The organism is Thermostichus sp. OS-CIW-26 (genome assembly GCF_054058395.1).
In genome coordinates this window covers 54,305-72,101 of record NZ_JBSSAG010000012.1, presented here as the reverse complement: position 1 = coordinate 72,101, position 17,797 = coordinate 54,305, and the positions used below count along the sequence as shown (strand labels likewise).

The 17,797-nt window shown below is 58.7% G+C and carries 17 protein-coding genes; 6 read left to right on the top strand and 11 right to left on the bottom strand.

Annotated elements, in window-relative coordinates:
* Positions 1-77: 77 nt before the first annotated feature.
* Complete coding sequence (gene glnT, locus ACVW0C_RS07150; protein WP_457384756.1) at positions 78-1,373, top strand: type III glutamate--ammonia ligase; 1,296 nt, start codon at positions 78-80, stop codon at positions 1,371-1,373.
* Positions 1,374-1,436: 63 nt separating this feature from the next.
* Here glnT and ACVW0C_RS07145 read toward each other — a convergent pair whose 3' ends face one another.
* The 6 genes from ACVW0C_RS07145 to ACVW0C_RS07120 all read right to left on the bottom strand — a co-directional run bounded on the left by ACVW0C_RS07145 (position 1,437) and on the right by ACVW0C_RS07120 (position 6,083).
* Complete coding sequence (locus tag ACVW0C_RS07145) at positions 1,437-2,303, bottom strand: shikimate dehydrogenase (protein WP_414356614.1); 867 nt, start codon at positions 2,301-2,303, stop codon at positions 1,437-1,439.
* Between the two features lie 62 nt (positions 2,304-2,365).
* Entirely contained in the window at positions 2,366-2,782 is a 417-nt protein-coding gene (locus tag ACVW0C_RS07140) for a hypothetical protein (RefSeq protein ID WP_457384755.1), read from the bottom strand.
* Positions 2,783-2,931: 149 nt separating this feature from the next.
* Positions 2,932-4,110, bottom strand: a complete 1,179-nt coding sequence (locus ACVW0C_RS07135; RefSeq protein WP_457384754.1) for a response regulator — start codon at positions 4,108-4,110, stop codon at positions 2,932-2,934.
* A 605-nt stretch (positions 4,111-4,715) separates the two neighbouring features.
* Positions 4,716-5,300 (bottom strand): SIMPL domain-containing protein, encoded by a 585-nt coding sequence (locus ACVW0C_RS07130; RefSeq protein ID WP_457384753.1) that lies wholly within the window; start codon positions 5,298-5,300, stop codon positions 4,716-4,718.
* A gap of 252 nt (positions 5,301-5,552) precedes the next feature.
* Entirely contained in the window at positions 5,553-5,741 is a 189-nt protein-coding gene (locus ACVW0C_RS07125) for a hypothetical protein (RefSeq protein WP_457384752.1), read from the bottom strand.
* A 30-nt stretch (positions 5,742-5,771) separates the two neighbouring features.
* Positions 5,772-6,083, bottom strand: coding sequence for a hypothetical protein (locus ACVW0C_RS07120; protein WP_457384751.1), 312 nt, complete (start codon positions 6,081-6,083; stop codon positions 5,772-5,774).
* Positions 6,084-6,285: 202 nt separating this feature from the next.
* Between ACVW0C_RS07120 and ACVW0C_RS07115 the strand changes: the two genes are divergently transcribed.
* The 3 genes from ACVW0C_RS07115 (at position 6,286) to ACVW0C_RS07105 (ending at position 8,533) form a co-directional block, all read left to right on the top strand.
* Positions 6,286-6,561, top strand: coding sequence for a DUF4404 family protein (locus ACVW0C_RS07115; protein WP_457384750.1), 276 nt, complete (start codon positions 6,286-6,288; stop codon positions 6,559-6,561).
* A 78-nt stretch (positions 6,562-6,639) separates the two neighbouring features.
* Positions 6,640-7,950, top strand: a complete 1,311-nt coding sequence (hemL, locus tag ACVW0C_RS07110; RefSeq protein ID WP_414399924.1) for a glutamate-1-semialdehyde 2,1-aminomutase — start codon at positions 6,640-6,642, stop codon at positions 7,948-7,950.
* A 337-nt stretch (positions 7,951-8,287) separates the two neighbouring features.
* Positions 8,288-8,533 (top strand): hypothetical protein, encoded by a 246-nt coding sequence (locus ACVW0C_RS07105; protein WP_414330709.1) that lies wholly within the window; start codon positions 8,288-8,290, stop codon positions 8,531-8,533.
* Here the strand turns inward: ACVW0C_RS07105 and ACVW0C_RS07100 are convergent.
* The 5 genes from ACVW0C_RS07100 to murQ form a co-directional block, all read right to left on the bottom strand.
* Positions 8,530-9,930, bottom strand: a complete 1,401-nt coding sequence (locus tag ACVW0C_RS07100) for a ferredoxin:protochlorophyllide reductase (ATP-dependent) subunit N (protein ID WP_457384749.1) — start codon at positions 9,928-9,930, stop codon at positions 8,530-8,532. The two genes, ACVW0C_RS07105 and ACVW0C_RS07100, sit on opposite strands and share 4 nt — an antisense overlap.
* 41 nt (positions 9,931-9,971) lie before the next feature.
* A complete protein-coding gene (locus ACVW0C_RS07095; RefSeq protein WP_457384748.1) occupies positions 9,972-10,949 on the bottom strand; it encodes a protochlorophyllide reductase in 978 nt (325 codons plus the stop codon).
* A gap of 168 nt (positions 10,950-11,117) precedes the next feature.
* Positions 11,118-11,954 carry a ferredoxin:protochlorophyllide reductase (ATP-dependent) iron-sulfur ATP-binding protein gene (bchL, locus tag ACVW0C_RS07090; RefSeq protein ID WP_041437180.1) on the bottom strand — a complete coding sequence of 279 codons (837 nt, stop codon included), beginning with the start codon at positions 11,952-11,954 and terminating at the stop codon, positions 11,118-11,120.
* A gap of 371 nt (positions 11,955-12,325) precedes the next feature.
* The gene (locus ACVW0C_RS07085) at positions 12,326-13,612 is read right to left on the bottom strand and encodes a recombinase family protein (protein WP_457384747.1); all 1,287 of its coding nucleotides are present in this window, start codon (positions 13,610-13,612) and stop codon (positions 12,326-12,328) included.
* A 21-nt stretch (positions 13,613-13,633) separates the two neighbouring features.
* The gene (murQ, locus tag ACVW0C_RS07080; RefSeq protein ID WP_457384746.1) at positions 13,634-14,563 is read right to left on the bottom strand and encodes an N-acetylmuramic acid 6-phosphate etherase; all 930 of its coding nucleotides are present in this window, start codon (positions 14,561-14,563) and stop codon (positions 13,634-13,636) included.
* A gap of 368 nt (positions 14,564-14,931) precedes the next feature.
* On the opposite strand from murQ, the gene ACVW0C_RS07075 reads away from it, so the two are divergent.
* Positions 14,932-16,332, top strand: coding sequence for a histidine phosphatase family protein (locus tag ACVW0C_RS07075; RefSeq protein WP_457384745.1), 1,401 nt, complete (start codon positions 14,932-14,934; stop codon positions 16,330-16,332).
* 2 nt (positions 16,333-16,334) lie between these two features.
* Entirely contained in the window at positions 16,335-17,705 is a 1,371-nt protein-coding gene (locus ACVW0C_RS07070; RefSeq protein WP_457384744.1) for a dihydroorotase, read from the top strand.
* The last annotated feature ends 92 nt before the right edge of the window (positions 17,706-17,797 follow it).

Genomic DNA, 17,797 nt, shown 5'->3' with positions numbered 1-17,797 from the left:
TCAGGACTTGGGTCATGGTTCTATCATAACTTCCGCATTCCTCCCGACACTGACCCTACGGGTACAGTGCGGGGCTCCTGCGATTTCTAGCTGAAATTGCCCGCGCCCAAGGGATCGGCTACTTTCTGCTCTCTTTTACCGACCTGCTTGGGATCCAACGGGCCAAGCTGGTGCCTGCCTCAGCTATCGACTTCATGGCAGAGGGTCAGGCTGGATTTGCCGGGTTTGCCGCCTGGTTGGACTTGACTCCAGCGGATCCCGATGTTTTTGCCCAGCCGGAGCGCGAGCGCTTGTTTCAACTGCCCTGGCAGCCGGAAGTGGCCTGGATGCCTGCCGATCTAATTCAGGTCAACGGGGATCCCTTGCCACAAACCCCCCGCTGGGTATTGAAGCAGGTGTTGTCCCAAGCAGAAGCCATGGGCTTTCAAGTCAAGACGGGGATCGAATGCGAGTTCATGCTTCTGTCGCCAGAAGAGTGGGCCATTTCCGATGAGCGGGATCGGCAGGCCAAGCCCTGCTATGACCAGCAAAGTTTGATGCGGCGTTTCTCGGTGATCCGAGACATCTGCGATGGCATGCAGAAGCTGGGCTGGGATCCCTACCAAAACGATCACGAAGATGCCAACGGCCAATTTGAAATGAACTGGCGGTTTGACGATGCCCTAGTTACGGCTGATCGCCACGCCTTTTTCAAATACATGGTGAAAAGCATTGCCGAAAAGCATGGCTATCGAGCTACCTTCATGCCCAAACCCTTTGCCCATCTGACGGGCAACGGCTGCCACACCCATATTTCTCTTTGGCAGGGGGAGCAAAACCTATTCGCCGATCCCCAAGGGGAATTGGGGCTTTCTCAACTGGCCTATCACTTCATCGGCGGGGTGCTACACCATGCACCTGCTTTGTGTGCCCTCACCAACCTGACGGTCAATTCTTATCGCCGCCTCAATGCCCCCGTCACGCTCTCTGGGGCCACCTGGTCTCCCAATACGATCAGCTACAGCGGCAATAATCGCACCCACGCCATTCGGATCCCGGATGCCGGGCGGTTTGAACTGCGTTTGGCCGATGCTGCTGCCAATCCCTACCTTTTGGCTGCCGGTCTCATTGCCGCCGGTCTAGACGGGATCCAACACCAACGGGATCCTGGCCCCCGCTGCGACAACAACACCTACACGGATCCCCTCCCCAATGCCCAAACGTTGCCCGGCTCTTTGGTCGAAGCCCTCAACCATTTAGACCAAAACACCCTGTTCCGTAGCAGGCTTGGGGATCCCTTTGTGAATGCCTACCTCAAGCTCAAACGCCAACAGTGGCAGGAATACAACCGTCAGATCACGCCCTGGGAGCGGGAAACAACCTTGGATTGCTAGCCCGGTAGTTGTTGTTATCTCATTACACCTTGAGAGAGGGCTTCCAACTGGCCTGGAGTGACCCTAAACCTGGGCCAACTGGTGTTGAGCTGCCTGCCGCATCACCTCTACTGGCACAGGCTTGCCTCCCAGCCAAAGCGATAGAGCCTTGGCCCCCTGGTGAACCAGCATCTCTAGTCCACTGATGGGGGTATGTCCCAACTCGGCGGCCATCCGCAGCAGAGGAGTGGGATCCGGCACATAGATCAGGTCGTACACGATGGCACCCGGAGACAGCAGGCCCAGTTGCTCCCGGCTCAGGGGAGAGAGCTCCTGACCGCCAGGGGATCCCGGCTTGTGCATGCCCACGGGGGTGGTGTTGACCAAAAGCCGCGTCTGAGACAGGTAGCAATTCAACTCCGCCCAGTTCACCGTCTCCACCTGAGGCCAGGTCTGTTGCAAGGCCAGCAATGAGTTGGGGGATCGCCCCGCCACCCGCACCGGCCCCAGCCCCAACTCCAAACAGCCCTGGATGGCCGCCCGCGCTGCCCCCCCGGATCCCAGAATGAGGGTGGGGATCCCTTTTTCCAGACCCAGCAAAGGCTGCACAAAGCCATCGATATCGGTATTGGTGCCCGCCCACCCGCCCTCTGGCAAGGGGTAAACCGTATTCACCGCCCCCACCGCTGCTGCCCGCGATTCAATCTGATCGAGCAAAGGGAGAATGGCCTGTTTGTGAGGAATCGTCACATTAAACCCCCGCACCCCAATGGCCGCCAGCCCTGCCACCGCCGCCGCCAAGTGTTTTGGAGCCACCGGAAACGGCACATAGCAATAGTTTTCCCCCATAGCCGCCAAAGCAGCATTGTGCATGGCTGGGGATAAGCTGTGGGCCACCGGATCCCCGATTAGACCGAGCAATTGGGTGCTTCCCGAAATCCGACCGTCCATTGGCTCAGCCAACTCCTCAAGGGATCCCTTAAGCCACTCAAGATTTAAAGACGATTTAAAAACTACTGAGACTCCGACTCAACCCGCTGCAGAGTCTGCCGGTAGCGATGGCGCCAGTCGGCCAACGATTCTTCCGAAATGTGGTCGATCAAGGTGCTCATCTCCGCCAGGATCTGATAAACGCGGTCAAAGCTTTTTCGGGTTCGCTCTTCCTGCTCCGGTTGATGGATCTGCACCATGTATAAGCTCATCTTGATGGTTTGCAGGCGGTTTTTGCCCAAATCTTCTAGCATTTCCCGAATTTGCCCGATTGCCTCCCGCCTCACCTGTCTCTGCCGCCGTCGCAACAGCCAAAAGAGGATCCCGTAGACGACCCCTACCAGAGTGGCGCTGACCGCCGTTGCCGTTTCTAGCGAAAAAGCGCTGCGGCTGGCCACAAAACCACTTAGCAGAATCACCCCTATTCCTACCGCCGTCAAGATGAGCTCAATGTTATTTAGGAACCATCTTCCTGCCGGTCTCCAGCTCCCAGATCCGGCCATTTGACCCTAAAGAATGCTCGAAAGAATGCTCGCCATGGCCTTTGGCACCTCCTTTGTGTCTCTCCCGTCGTTCGCTCAGCCCATCACTACCTGCTCAGCCGTCCCAAAGCCAGGCGCGGTCTTCTGCGGCTCAGTTGACGCTTCAGACAAAGCTGCCGGAGTTTTCGCCGCCGCAAGCGGAAGGGTCTATGGGCCAGGGATCCCGCTGTGGACAGTTCCGGTGCAGAAGCCTGCATTTTTTGGCTGAGCTCTTGATGGTGTTGGCGGAGATCCTCAATCTGCCTGAGGCGAGTCTCCAGCTCTCGGCGCAGTTCGGCGTTTTCTTTTTCCAGACGCTGCAGGCGTTTCAGCAGCTCTGAGGACTCCGTTCCGCTGACGCGGTCGGAAACTGGGATGGGATGGGGAGCAGTCACCACCGAGCTGTGCACATTCCTGCTATCTCGCATAGCCTGGGCAGCCCGACGCAACAGAGCCACCCCCTTGGGGTCATCGCTGTCCATGAGGCTGGCCGCTCCAAACTGGAGCTGTACCGGCAGCGCCCGCCCATTCACCACAAAGGGATCCTGAATCATCCGCTGACAGCAGCGTTCGGCAGCCATTTGCGCAGCAGCCAAGGTGCTCCCCGGCAGCAGAATGATAAACTGCCCCTCGTCGTAGCAAAACAGGTCGTCTCCATCGCGCAGGTTATTGGCCAAACGCTCCCTAAACAGTTTGAGCAGATCAGCCCGACCGTCAGCATCCAGCCCTTGTGCCAGAGAACCGAGGTTGGCCAAGCGCAGCACAAACAAGCTGAGGGGTTCGGATTGGGCACGGGCCTGGGCCACCCGCAGCGGCAAACGAGCCACCAAATCTTGACGGCTACCCACCTCCAAACCAATCGACTTGGGGGGAGAGGGAGGAGATTTTTGCCCGGTTTTGAGCAGATATTGCTGGCGGCGACTTTCTACAATGCGCAGCCCTGCCCGCACCCGCGTCAGCAGCTCTGCAGCCTGAAAGGGTTTGGAGAGAAACTCATCGGCGCCTGCCTCCAAAGCCCGCTCCATGCTATCGTTGCCCTCGCGGGCAGTCATAATGATGTAGTACACCCAAGCATATTCCGGCAGTTGCCGCAGTTGACGGCACAGGTCTAGGCCGTTCAGGGAGGGCATGACCCAATCGGCAATGATCAGATCTGGGGGTTGGCGGCGAATTTGCTCCAGCGCGGAGAGGCCATCCAAAGCATAAGAAATACTGCAGCCCTGCTTGCCCAAAAAGTTGGACAGCATCTCTGCCACCATGTAGCTATCATCCACAATCAGTACACGGGCTTGCAGACTGCCGTCTTGACTTCTGCCAGAGACGAGTTTCGCCTTCTCAGGCGCAGGAGCTGCACTAGCGCTCTCCGGTCTGGGATCCATAGACAAACTGAGGCAGGATGGCGAGAAAATCCGGGAAAGCAAACTACCCGCAACTTTCCATCGTTATTCTAATGCGGTAGCAAACAGCAGCCGCTTCAACTTTGCCGAGTTGGTTAAATTATAGTCATTTAAATAAACAGGAATGAAACATTTCTGTTGCATCGCTTCCCAACTCCCCTCTCCCAGAGGGAGAGGGGTTGGGGGTGAGGGCTGACTCCTTCTGGGGGAGGGGTTGGATGTGAGGGTGGTTTCCAGAAGCAGCGCGGAGCGCTTGGGCAGCAGTGCGGAACGCCTGGGGAGTGTCTCAATCTAGTTTGGAATGACCATAACCAAGTAATTGGATTATTGACAGATCATTGCGGAGCCGGTGTCTGTTGCTGTCCAAGGCTTGCCCTGAGTAGGAATCTTTTGGCGGGAGAGCTGAAATCCATGCGGTGAACATTTGTGAATCATTCCAGCAACAGAGCAGAGGCTTAGTAACGGAGCTCGAGGGTGACTTGGGCGCGCATGGTTTGCTGTCCCCCCTCCACCGGTGTGGATGCCGTTTCTAGACGGGCATAGTCGGCGCGGGCAAAGGGGATCGGCGGCGGGATCATGTAGCCATCGCTCTGAATCTGGATGCGCTCGACGGAACGGATGCTCAGGTTCAAGGCCCCCAGCACATCCTGGGCTTGATGTTGGGCATCTTTCACGGCTTGGGTTAGGGCGCGGCTGCGCGCCTCCAACAGGGTGGCATCGTCGGCCCGGAAACTGACCGATTCCACCTGGGTGGCTCCGGCGGCCACAGCTTCGTCCAGCACTTGCCCAGCTCTGGCCACAGGCACCTCGAATTGCAGACTGTTTTGCCCCTGTACACCCGTTAGGCGAGGTTGGCCATCCCGATAGTCGTATTGCGGGTAGAGGGAAATGCCGGTGGTTTGTAGAGCGCCTACTTGCAGCTCCTTGAGGCGATTGACCAGCCGCTCTGAGCGTTCTGCCACCTGTTGTTGTACCGATTGCGCCGTCTCCCCTTGAATGACTACCCCTAAGCGAATGAGGGCAATGGAGTTCTGATACATTTACGCTGAACACTGCTGAACATCACTGTTCAACTATGCAGCGATAGCATTCTGTTTGTTTCCAACCAGAATGGCGGTATCCCGCAAAGCTTTGAGTAGAATACCCAAAGCGCAGTTTCCGTGTCGTCTTACTACCAATTTTCTGCTTTGCTTTGGCTACCATGTTGGCAGACTCGAAAGTAAACAGAAAGATCAACTGGTAGTAATCCGTACTGAACATATTATATATTATTTTCAGTATAGTTGAGCTTATTATTGACTAGAGTCATGCTCTACGGAGACCGATCCCTGCCCTGTAACCGTCAACATTCGGGATCCCTCAGCGGGACTGGCCATCGCTCCGCCTCCAGCGATTGCGTTCCAACCCAACAGGGCCACCGCCAGTACCAGGCCCAGCCACGCCACCCCCTTCAGCCCTTTCCAACCCCTGATCCCGTTCATTGCTTTCCCCTTCTGTGGTTCAATCCCAGCCTACTCCCACCGCTCCTCAGCCTGATCCGACAAAAGCCCCAGCCACCAGTTCCCTAACCTCACCCAGCCGGTGCGTTCTTGCCCCCACGGATCCCGTATCCACACGTGGAACACCCGTTGATACTTGGAAGTGCTCCCAGAAAAAGGCCCCAGCCGCCAATACCGCGCCTCCTGGCTCAAAATGGAGTAGCCATGCTTTGCCGCCCACCGCTGCAGCAGCTCTTGGCTGCGTCTTTGTTCCCAGACGAAAATCCCAACGAAAAGGGCAGCAGCAACCGCCGCCCCTACTAGGGCCAATGCCAGCTCAGACATGGGGTTAGACAGCAAGGCTACTGCCCATCCTATGGGAGTTGCTCCAATGCTGGGATCCCCGGCTGCAAAAGTTAACCTTCGCCGCTTACCCGCTCTTAGACCCTAGATAGAGGGATCCCTGCTTCAACCCATCAGACCGTATGATTGAGGCAGGGTGGTCAAAACTCAATCGGTTCTCAAGTCGTTAAGGTCTCTTTACAGAATGGCCGAATCGAAACTGCGACAACTGCTGCGCGATCTGGATGTTGAGCTGCAAAAAACCCCTGGCTTGGATGAAAAGCAGCGACAGCAAATTGCCACCATTCGCCAGGAAGTGGAAGCGGTGCTGGCCGAGCTGGGATCCCCGACCGAGAGCAAACCGAGCCAAGGGCATAGAGATCGCATTGGAGAGGCGCTGGGCCTGTTCGAGACCTCCCATCCCAACCTCACCCTGATCCTGGAGCAGGTGATCGACACACTGGCAGGGATGGGTTTGTAGGTTCAGGGTCCGTAAAAGGGCTCACCAGAAAGCTCCCTTGCTTGCTAGCCTTGGTAATGCGTTGAAAGCTCCTGCTCTATGACCAGCACTCTCCACTCCACTTCGTTTAACACCGCCCGCTCCAAACAGATTTTTGCCCGGGCACAAAGTCTCATGCCGGGGGGGGTTAGTTCTCCGGTGCGCGCCTTCAAGTCGGTGGGCGGGGATCCCGTCGTGTTCGACCGTGTCTCAGGGGCCTACGCCTGGGATGTGGACGGCAACCAATACATCGACTACATCGGCAGTTGGGGGCCGGCGATTGTTGGCCACGCTCACCCCGAGGTCATTGAGGCTCTGCGCCGAGCTTTGGAGAAAGGCACCAGCTTCGGCGCCCCTTGCGTTCTGGAAAATGAGCTGGCGGAGCGGGTCATTGAGGCGGTGCCCAGTGTGGAGATGGTGCGCTTTGTCAATTCCGGCACCGAAGCTTGCATGGCGGTGCTGCGCCTGATGCGGGCCTATACCGGTCGGGAAAAGGTGATCAAGTTTGAGGGCTGCTACCACGGCCATGCGGACATGTTTTTGGTGAAAGCCGGTTCGGGGGTGGCCACGCTGGGCTTGCCAGACTCGCCGGGGGTGCCCAAGGCAGCTACCAGCGCTACGCTGACGGCTCCCTACAACGACCTGGAGGCAGTCAAGGCCCTGTTTGAACAGCACCCCGACTCCATTGCCGGAGTCATCCTAGAGCCGGTGGTGGGCAATGCCGGCTTTATTCCCCCCCAGCCGGGCTTCTTGGAAGGCTTGCGAGATCTCACCCAAAAGTACGGGGCCCTGCTGGTATTTGACGAGGTGATGACCGGCTTTCGCATCAGCTATGGCGGTGTACAGGCCAAGTTTGGGGTCATCCCCGATTTAACGACCCTGGGCAAGGTCATCGGCGGCGGCCTGCCGGTGGGGGCCTACGGCGGTCGGCGAGAAATTATGGAAATGGTGGCTCCAGCGGGGCCGATGTATCAGGCAGGGACTCTTTCCGGCAACCCCCTGGCCATGACAGCAGGGATCCAGACACTGGACATTTTGCGCCGCCCGGGCACCTACGAGTATCTGGAGCGGATTACCGAGAAGTTGGCGACGGGGCTATTGCAGATCGCGCGGGAAACGGGGCATGAGATGTGCGGGGGCTATCTGCCCGGCATGTTTGGCTTCTTTTTTACTGCCGGCCCGGTGCGCAACTACGAAGAGGCCAAGACTTCCGATCTGCAGAAATTTGCCCGCTTCCATCGCGGCATGTTGGAGCGGGGAGTCTATCTGGCGCCCTCGCAATTTGAGGCCGGCTTCACCTCCCTGGCCCACACAGAGGCCGATGTGGAGAAAACTCTAGCCGCCGCGCGAGAGGTGTTGAGCACCCTCTGAGTTGACAATTACCCCCTCGCGAGCCGGGATCCCTGCTATGGCCGAGCACATCCACCGCAACTGGAGCATGACTCTAGTCAATAATAAGCTCAACTATACTGAAAATAATGTATAATATGTTCAGTACGGATTACTACCAGTTGATCTTTCTGTTTACTTTCGAGTCTGCCAACATGGTAGCCAAAGCAAAGCAGAAAATTGGTAGTAAGACGACACGGAAACTGCGCTTTGGGTATTCTACTCAAAGCTTTGCGGGATACCGCCATTCTGTTCGGACTCCGTCCCGCTGACGCGAATGGAAACAAACAGAATGCTATCGCTGCATAGTTGAACAGTGATGTTCAGCAGTGTTCAGCGTAAATGTATCAGCATCACCACCCAAGCTACAGAGAAGGGGTTTATCTTTCGCTGCCGACTGCTCCAGCAAGATGGCTCTTGCGAGTCGGAGATTGGCACCAAAGCCTACGGCTACTTTCAAAACGAGGCCGAAGCTATTCTGGCGGGCATGGTCTGGATCGACCGGCAGCAACTGCCAGATCACCTAGACGGTCTACTGTTTGACAATGAGGAGCCGGAAGGTTAGACAGGGGCTTCTTCTCGCACCAGCCGCTCCCAACCCAAGCCTTTGAGGGCAGCATTGCGCCGCAGCGGTCGGGTCACCAGCTCCAGCAGAGCCTGGGTGTTGCCGAAGCCGTGGATCTGGGCGAAGGTGAACTCCACCGACCACTTGGTGGTTATCCCCCGTGCCTCTAGGGGGTTGGCGTGGGCCATACCTGTGATCACCAGATCCGGCTGCAAGGCCTTGATGCGCTGGATTTGGTTGTAGTTATCCGGCTTTTCTACGATGGTGGGCTTGGGCACTCCCATCTCTTCGCAGGTGCGCTCCAAGAGGGCCAGCTCAGCCGCTTGGTAGCGTTTGTCCATGTAAGGGATCCCGATTTCCTGCACCGTCATGCCGCAGCGCACCAGGAAACGGGCCAGCGAGATCTCCAGCAGGTTATCGCCCATGAAGAAAACGCTCTTGCCCCGCAGCAGCTCCCGATAATCCCGAACCTGGGGATGGTTCCACACTTCCGCTTCCCGCTCTGCCAAGCCTTGAGTTGGGATCCCCAATTCGCGGGCAATGGCTTCTATCCAGGCGCGGGTGCCATCCGGCCCGATGGGAAAAGGAGCGGTGATGAGCTTAGCCTTTTTACGGCGTACCAGCGTGGTGGCTGTGCGGCTGAGGAAAGGATTCACCCCCACCACATAGGTGCCCGGCTCGATCACTGGCAGCTCTCCATAGCGTTTGGCCGGCAACCAGCCGGAGACGCGGATCCCGTGTTTTTTCAGCTCCAGGGTGAGTTGGGTCACCACCGGATCGGGCACCGAGCCGAAGATCACCAAGGGGGGATGCTTGTGGAAGCCTTCCTCCTCTTTCTTTTTTCCGGAGCGGAGCCCGTAGAAAAGGGCCTGGAGACCCCCGCGGGTTTCCTGCTCCTCTGCCCGCACCTGCTCTGGGCAGCGCTGAGCCATCGAGGCCAAAACCGTATCTTCCCCTTGGGTAAAGGCGTAGTCTAGGCCATTGGCCCGTGCCACCACAATCGGGATCCCAATCTCCCCCTCCAGCTTCTGGGCTAGGCCCTCCAGGTCCATTTTGATGATCTCGGTGGTGCAGGTGCCGATCCAGACAATCACGCTGGGATTGCGATCTCGTTGAATTTGCAGGCACAGCCGCTTCAGCTCCTCATAGTCGTTGAGCTTGGCGCTAATATCCCCCTCTTCCAGCTCCGCCATGGCATAGCGGGGCTCGGCAAAGATCATCACCCCCATGGCGTTTTGCAGAAAGTAGCCACAGGTTTTGGTGCCGATGACCAAAAAGAAGCTGTCTTCAATTTTTTGATAAAGCCAAGCTACACAACTAATCGGGCAAAAGGTATGGTAGTTGCCGGTTTCGCACTGAAAGTTAAGGGCATTGGCACTATCCAAAGCAGCATTCATGCTCGTCTCCTAACAACATATAAAGAGGGGAACATTTCGGGCTAAAGGGCCGCCAACTGGGGCACACCCACCAATTTTTCGCTGAGATCCCAAAGCAGTTTGGCCTTGGCATCGTCTGCTGCCTCGTCAGAGACTTCTTGGTTAAAGGGCTTGGCATTCTTGCGTTGCCGGTTGCCCCAGCTCCAGTAGAATCCCGACCGACGAAACTCGGGATCGGCCACCACTTGGGCCACCCGCTCTCCGGCCAATTCCTGAGAAACAAATCCGCCCGTGATGTTTTTTTGGAACCAGGGGAAAAGTTTCTGAAACAGGGGATAGTGATGGCGGAACAGAGCCGTGGTGGCTACACACCCCGGATAGAGAGAGAGGAACGTGATGCCTGTGCTCTCATGGAAGCGGCGGTGTAGCTCGCGCATGGTGAGGATATTGCAGACTTTGCTGTCTTTGTAGGCTTTCACCGGATCGAATTTGCCGCCATCGGCCATGCTGATGGGATCCTTGAAGCCCTGGGCAAATCCCCGCAGATCCCCCAGGTGGGGTTGGGGTGGGATCTTACCCCCCAGCTCTTTGGGATTGTGGGTAACCGTGCCCAAGATCACCAGCCGCCGATCCGGATAGGTGGAGCGTTTCAGATCCTCCAACATCAAATGGCAGAGCAAGAAATGCCCCAGATGGTTGGTGGCCATGGTCAGCTCATATCCTTCCGGGCTGCGCAAGGGCTGCTTGAGCAAGGGCATGTAGATGGCGGCATTGCAGACCAAGGCGTCCAAGGAACGGCCCCAGTTGCGGAACTGCTCGACAAACCGCCGCACGCTGGCCAAGCTGGCCAGATCGATCTGCATCAGGGTATAGCTGCCCTGGGGGATCCCCACTTGTTGGGCCACCCGGTAGGCTTTGTCCAGATCCCGACAGGCCATCACCACGTGCCAGCCGCGCTTGGCCAAGGCCAAAGCTGAGTATAGGCCAACACCCGAGGAAGCTCCGGTAATCACGACGGTGGGTTGCTCTTGTCCTTGCATATCCAACTCCTGTGCCATTTCCTTCCCAAAGCGGGATCCCCAGGGATCCCTGCAGGATCCATCTTGGAGGGGAAAGCGGATCGGACAACAAATTGATAAGGTTTGCGACAGTCTTCCGAAACAGTGGCTTCATCTTTGGACACACTGCCCCCGCTGGCAGGGGATCCCTTACACCAAGGCCAGTTGGCGGGCTGGAGTGTTGTAAAAGTCGGAGAGCAAAGCAAACAGCTCCCGATCTTCGGCAGGTTGGGGCACGATCCCTTCCGGACGGGCCAGCAGCTCATCGGCGATGTTCAGGTAGTACTGGCAGACAGGCTCCAGGCTGGGATCGGTTTCCGCCATCTCGAAGAGGGTCTTGCCCTTGACCCGCGAGACGCGAATATCTTCAATGAGGGGAAGCACCTCGATAACCGGCATGGGAACTGCCGAGACGTATTTGTCGATTAGATCCCGCTTACTGGTGCGATTGCCGATCAGCCCGGCCAACCGCAGCTTGCGGGTTTTGGCCTTTTCTCGCACCGAGGCAGCAATCCGATTGGCGGCAAACAGGGCATCAAAGCCGTTGTCGGTTACGATCAGGCAGTAGTCGGCGTAGTTGAGGGGAGCCGCAAAACCGCCGCACACCACATCCCCCAGCACATCGAAGAGGATGACATCGTACTCATCGAAGGCGTTCAGCTCCTTCAGGAGTTTGACGGTTTCCCCCACCACATAGCCGCCACAGCCGGCCCCTGCCGGGGGCCCACCCGCTTCCACGCAGTCCACGCCGCCGTAGCCGCGGTAGATCACATCTTCTGGGTAGATGTCTTCGTGGTGATAGCCCTTGGCTTCCAGGGTGTCGATGATGGTGGGGATGAGAAAGCCGGTCAGGGTGAAGGTGCTGTCGTGCTTGGGATCACAGCCAATCTGCAAGACCTTTTTGCCCCGCCTGGCCAAGGCCACCGAGATGTTGCAACTGGTGGTGGATTTGCCGATCCCACCTTTTCCGTAAACCGCCAATTTCACAGCGCGTTCCTCCATGGGGCAGACAAGGGACATTATCGGCAGCCAACCCGCCCCCTGAGAACTGTTGCGAAGGATAAAGGTGGATCCCTCAAAAAGCTAGAAGTTCCCAGATCTTGCAAATGGTCCTAAGAAAGTTCCCAGGGCTTCTCAAGTCGATTTTTGATGTTTTTCCCGATTTTAGTTTTAGATATACTTTCATCAGTGATCAAAAGAAAACAATTCCAGATGACAATTCACCCAAATCGGGAAGGATTCAGCTATGCCATGGCGCTGATCCCGTCCTCTTGGCTTGGCGCTGAGGCAGGGCTGAGTCGAGAAAGAATCAAGAATGATCTCAATTCTGGGGGGAAGGTGGGGAGAACCCTTCGCTCTCAGGGATCAAAGGCAAACGTAACTCGCACCGCTCCTGCAGAATCCACCTCGATCCTGCGCAGGAATTCCCGCAGGTAGGCACGCCGTTCGGTCTCGCTGAGGTCTTGCCAGAAGGGCGGGATGGAGAGGGTTTGGATGGTCTGGGTGAGGTTGGCGGGGGGGAGTTGCTCCAGCTTTTGGGCCAAGCGGGCCGTCTCTGCTCGCAACTGGTAGCGACGCTGGGCCAGAGAGGCTTCGTCCATCAGTCCAGATTGCTGTAGCTCTTCCAATTGCCGCAGCCGCTCGGCATTGGCCTGGATTTGGGCTTGCAGCTCTTGGCGGGCTTGAGTGAGGGCTTGTCGATCCAGCGTCTGGGCGCGTTGGGGCAGTTGTTCGCACACCTGCCGGATCACCTCCTGCAGGACTTCGGTGTAGGGGAGGCTGTAGCGACAGGTTTGGCAGCGCAGATAGAGGTAGGGGGATCCGTTCTTTTTCCCCTTGCGAGGGGTGGTTTGCACAATGCGCAGAAGGCTGCCACAAGCGCAGCAATGAACCAGGCCGGCCAAAGCGCGGGGAGCACTGGCGCTGCGACGCGGGATCCCTTGGTTGCGTTTGAGCCAGCGATCGATCTGGGCGGCTTCCGTACGGCTGAGGAGGGCCGGGTGAGTATCCCGCAGGATGGTGCCGTCAGCATAGGCCAGATCCCCGCGGTATACCGGGTTGAGCAGCCAGTTGCGTCCGGTGGCCACAGAAATCCGCTTGTGGTGTTTTTCCTCCAAGAAGCGCACCGCCCGGCGCAGGGATCCGTAGAGGAGAAAGTGCTGGAAAAAATCCTGAACGATGCTGGCCTGCCGGCGATCCAGCACGTAGCGTTCCCCTTCGCGGCGGTAGCCAAAGGGGGCAGGGCCAGGGGGGGGTTTGCCCGCCAGGCGGTTTTGGGCTTGGCTGCAGCAGAGGCGGCGGCTTTGCAACTGATGGGGGATCTCGGCCAGCAGCGGGATCCAATCGGCAGCCTTGGTGGGGGTTTGCAGGCCGGATTCGGTGACCAAGCTGAGGCGGATCCCGGAGTGTTGGAGTTGCAGCAGCCGCTCGTGGATTTCATCCGCCCGATCCCCCAGATCCGCCAGGCGCAAGAGCAGCACTTCCTGCACCCAGCCGGCTGTGATGCGCCGGAACAGCTCCTCCAAATGAGTTCGGGATCCCCAATCGTGCAGGATGGGATCGGCCCCTCGCCCCTGGAGCCAGGCCAACTCCTGTTCCGGCAAAGGAGCATGGGAAGGCGTGTAGAGGTAGCCGCAAACGCTCATGGACAAGCCATTCAACTATTGTCACCGCCGCTGCGCCAGAACGGAATCAAGCACCTGGCGAATGTTGCCCTGGGCCTGTTGCAAGTGCTGACGGGCCTCTTGAGCAGAGCACCCCAGCAAGGCCACAAGGATCGCGGTTTTCACCTCTCCATCACAAGCCTGCAGCAATTGGGCAGCCGCGGCGGGATCCAGATCGCAGGCTAGGGCCACCATTCGCTCCGCCCGCTGCTTGAGCTTGGCATTGCTGGCCTGGAGATCCACCATCAGGTTGCCATAGGTCTTGCCCAAGCGGATCATCACCCCGGTGGAGATCGTGTTCAACACCAGCTTTTGGGCTGTGCCGGCTTTCATGCGGGTGGATCCGAGGATTACCTCCGGCCCCACCAAAGGGGCAATGGCAATGTCCACCTGCTCGGTTAGAGGAGAAGGGTGATTGCAGGCCAGGCCAATCGTGAGCGCCCCAATACTTCTGGCGGCTTGGATCCCACCCAGCACATAGGGGGTACGACCGCTGGCAGCAATTCCCACCACACTATCTTGAGCTTGGAGGTGGAGACTCTCCAGAGCGCGGGCAGCCGCTTCTGCGTCGTCCTCTGCACCCTCTACCGCCTGGGTCAGGGCTTTTTCCCCCCCGGCGATCAAAGCCACCACCTGTGCGGGGGAAGTGCCAAAAGTGGGCGGGCACTCAGCCGCATCCAGCACCCCCAGCCGACCTGAGGTTCCTGCCCCGATATAGATCAGCCGCCCGCCGTGACGCATCCGCTGGGCAATGGCATCGATGGCTTGGGCAATCGGCTCTGCTTGAGCAGCCACCGCTTCCGGCACCCGCCGATCCTCGGCGTTGATCCGTTTCACCAGTTCCCAGGTGCTGAGACGGTCGATCTCGGCTGTAGCCGGGTTGGGGCTTTCGGTCAGGGATCCGGGATCCCAAGCCAATTGTGGAGAAACCATGGCAGCGCTTGTCCAGGCAAGAGGGATCCGCCTTCAGGGATCCTACACTTTGTCTTCTCGGATTCTATCGGTGGCAGGGGGCTCTCCTGAGGGAGCAGTGGAGGGAAAAACTGCGCCAACAGCACCACAACAAGGGCAAGGAGCACCAAGCCGGCCCCCTTCGCCAACGTCCATTCAACCAAAACCTCTGCCAGCGGAAACGCAGCGCGGCCATTCTCCAAAGATGCCCCCATCACAAGCGGCGACCAGCCCAAATACGCCTCAGTCGGCAGCCCAACCGGTGAATTGACGAAGGCGAGCGCCGCCCAGTGGCGGTACTCTAGAAGGTGTTCTAAGGACTCCGTCCCGCTACTGCGATGAGTAAGTCCATGCAAGCGATGGCAAGGACTCCGTCCCGCTACCGCGACCAGCCTGCCCTGCGCATCTTGATCGTGCGCCATGGTGAGAGCACCTTCAACCTGGAAAATCGCATTCAAGGCCGCTCCGATCTCTCCCGGCTCACCCCCACTGGAGAAGGGCAGGCGCAGCGTGTAGCCGAGGCCCTGGCCGGGATCCCGTTGGATTGCGCCTATTGCAGCCCCCTGTCTCGCGCCCTCGAGACAGCTCGCGTCATTTTGAAAGACCGAGAAGGGATCCCTCTGCACGTTACCGATCAACTGCGGGAGATCGACCTGACGGCCTGGGAAGGGCTGACCTTTGCCGAGGTGCAGGAGAAATACCCCGAGGATTACCATCTGTGGCGGCACCATCCCGACACCCTGGAGCTGGAGGGCCGCTTTCCGGTGCGGGAGCTCTGGCAGCAGGCGCAGGGGTTTTGGGAAATGCTGGCCCTGCATCTGCAATCGGCTGCAGGCCTCTGGAACCATGGAGCGGATCCCTCCCCAAGGCAGCCCCTCAATATCCTCATCGTGGGCCACAGCGGCATCAATCGCGCCCTGGTCAGCACTGCCATCGGCCTGGGGCCACACCACTATCACCGCCTTGGGCAGGATAACTGCGCCATCAGCGTTCTCAATTTTCCCGAGGGCCTGCAGGGGCCGCCACAACTGGAATCTCTGAACATCACCGCTCACCTCGGCCAAGCCCTGCCCAAGCGCAAGCAGGGGATGCGCATCTTGCTGGTGCGGCATGGGGAAACCCAATGGAACCGAGAGCGCCGTTTTCAAGGGCAGCGGGATATCCCCCTCAATGCCACCGGGGAGGAACAGGCAGCCAAGGTGGCAGAATTTTTGGCCACTCAACCTCTGCAACTGGCCTTCTCCAGCCCCCTGAAGCGCCCTTGGGCCACAGCCGATGCCATCTGCAGCAACCACAGCAACCTCATTTTGCGCCCAATGCCCGACTTGCAAGAGATCTGCCACGGCGACTGGGAGGGCAAGCTGCAAAGCGAAGTCGAAGCCGAATACCCCGGCGAGCTGGAGCGCTGGCAACGGGATCCCGCCAGTGTGCAGATGCCCAATGGGGAAAACCTTCACCAGGTGTGGGAGCGCACTCGCTCCGCTTGGCAGGAGCTTTTGGCCATCACCGCAGCCCAGTTTCCTCAGGGCACGGCGGTTGTTGTTGCCCACGATGCCATCAACAAGGCGATCATCTGTCAGTTGTTCGACCTTTCCCCCCAAGCCTTTTGGATCTTCAAGCAGGGGAATGGCGCCATTACGGTGATCGACTATCCAGAAGGCAAGGAGGGTGCCCCGGTTTTGAAGGTGTTGAACCTCACCACCCATCTGTCGGGCCAGATCTTGGACTGCACCACCGCTGGAGCTTTGTAAAGATGGGCTCATCCCCTCTCCGCGAGCTAACAGGACGACTAACAGGACAAAATGTGCATCTCCAGGGAGTGCGCCTATTGGATCCTTGGCGTCAGCGGGATGAAGTAACCGATGTGTGGTTGCAGGAGGGTCGTCTGCGGGCCACCGAGCCGGCAGGGATCCCTGCCGACATCCCCACCATCGATGGCTCAGGTTGGGTAGTGGGGCCGGGTTTGCTGGATCTGTATGCCCACAGCGGCGAGATGGTTGGCAGCGGTCGCGTAAGCGGTGCGGAGCACTTTCTGGCCCACAGTCGGGAAACTCTGACCTCTTTGGCTGCAGCGGCTTTGGCGGGAGGCTTTACCCAGGTGGGGCTTCTGCCCACCCCCCTTCCCGGAAGCGGCTTTTTTCCGGTGCTGGATCGCCCGGAGCACTTGAACCGCTACCCCCGCCAATTGGGGGATCCCCGCTGGCTGCCCTGGGCTGCCCTGAGCGTGGGTGGCCAAGGAGAAACTCCAACCCCCTGGGGAGAACTGGCGCAAGCGGGAGCAGTTGGTTTTGCAGAAGTTCAGCCGCTGCGCTCCCTGGCTCTGCTGCGGCGGGCTCTGGAGTATTTGCGGCTGGGGAAGAAACCCCTGCTGCTCTGGGCCTGGGATCCCACCTTGGCCGGGCAAGGCAGCCTTTACGAAGGGATCTGGGCGCTGCGCCTAGGGCTGAAAGGGATCCCTGCCAGTGCCGAAACTGCCGCTCTGGCCCGTCTCTTGGAGGTGATCAGGAGCGTTCCTTCCCCTCCGCCTGTGCATATTATGCGCCTGAGCCAAGCCCGCAGCCTGGAGCTGATCCAACAGGCCCAAGCCGAAGGACTGCCGGTTACCGCCAGCACCACTTGGATGCACCTGATCTTGTCCGAAGAGGCCGTCCTTGAGCATCGCTACGATCCCCACCTTCGTCTCCTGCCCCCTCTTCCCAGCGCCGGCGACCGGGAGGCTCTGATCGCCGGGATCCGTTCCGGCAGCCTGGGGATCGCTACGGATCACCACCCCTACACCCATGAAGAGAAAACCCTGCCCTTTGCCGATGCTCCGCCGGGGGCGATGGGCCTGGAGCTGGCTCTGCCGCTGCTGTGGCACCATTTGGTAGAAACGGGATCCCTGACGGCGCTGCAACTGTGGTCTGCCCTCAGCCTGTACCCGGCCCGCTGCCTAAACCTAGATCCGCCCACCCTCACCCCCCACAGCGACTGGGTGCTGTTTGATCCCACCCACCCCTGGACGGTTTCTGCGGCCACCCTCCACTCCCGATCGCCAGCGACTCCCTGGCTGGAGAAAACCCTGTGCGGCAAGGTGTTGCACACCCATGTCGAGGGGATCCCCTCCCGCAGCTCTGCCCCTTGATCCCGAAGAAGGCCGACAAGACCTGTCCGGAGAAAGAGCCAATTCAAAGAGGGGGATCCCTTCCCGCCAGCAGGACGAGTCCTTAATTCAAA

Coding starts and splice junctions, on each gene's coding strand:
- ACVW0C_RS07145 (WP_414356614.1), bottom strand. CDS start 2,303: ATGGACGGTCGGATTTCGGGAAGCACCCAATTGCTCGGTCTAATCGGG.
- ACVW0C_RS07135 (WP_457384754.1), bottom strand. CDS start 4,110: ATGCTGTCCAACTTTTTGGGCAAGCAGGGCTGCAGTATTTCTTATGCT.
- ACVW0C_RS07130 (WP_457384753.1), bottom strand. CDS start 5,300: ATGTATCAGAACTCCATTGCCCTCATTCGCTTAGGGGTAGTCATTCAA.
- ACVW0C_RS07125 (WP_457384752.1), bottom strand. CDS start 5,741: ATGAACGGGATCAGGGGTTGGAAAGGGCTGAAGGGGGTGGCGTGGCTG.
- ACVW0C_RS07120 (WP_457384751.1), bottom strand. CDS start 6,083: ATGTCTGAGCTGGCATTGGCCCTAGTAGGGGCGGCGGTTGCTGCTGCC.
- ACVW0C_RS07115 (WP_457384750.1), top strand. CDS start 6,286: ATGGCCGAATCGAAACTGCGACAACTGCTGCGCGATCTGGATGTTGAG.
- hemL (WP_414399924.1), top strand. CDS start 6,640: ATGACCAGCACTCTCCACTCCACTTCGTTTAACACCGCCCGCTCCAAA.
- ACVW0C_RS07105 (WP_414330709.1), top strand. CDS start 8,288: ATGTTCAGCAGTGTTCAGCGTAAATGTATCAGCATCACCACCCAAGCT.
- ACVW0C_RS07100 (WP_457384749.1), bottom strand. CDS start 9,930: ATGAATGCTGCTTTGGATAGTGCCAATGCCCTTAACTTTCAGTGCGAA.
- ACVW0C_RS07095 (WP_457384748.1), bottom strand. CDS start 10,949: ATGCAAGGACAAGAGCAACCCACCGTCGTGATTACCGGAGCTTCCTCG.
- ACVW0C_RS07085 (WP_457384747.1), bottom strand. CDS start 13,612: ATGAGCGTTTGCGGCTACCTCTACACGCCTTCCCATGCTCCTTTGCCG.
- murQ (WP_457384746.1), bottom strand. CDS start 14,563: ATGGTTTCTCCACAATTGGCTTGGGATCCCGGATCCCTGACCGAAAGC.
- ACVW0C_RS07075 (WP_457384745.1), top strand. CDS start 14,932: ATGCAAGCGATGGCAAGGACTCCGTCCCGCTACCGCGACCAGCCTGCC.
- ACVW0C_RS07070 (WP_457384744.1), top strand. CDS start 16,335: ATGGGCTCATCCCCTCTCCGCGAGCTAACAGGACGACTAACAGGACAA.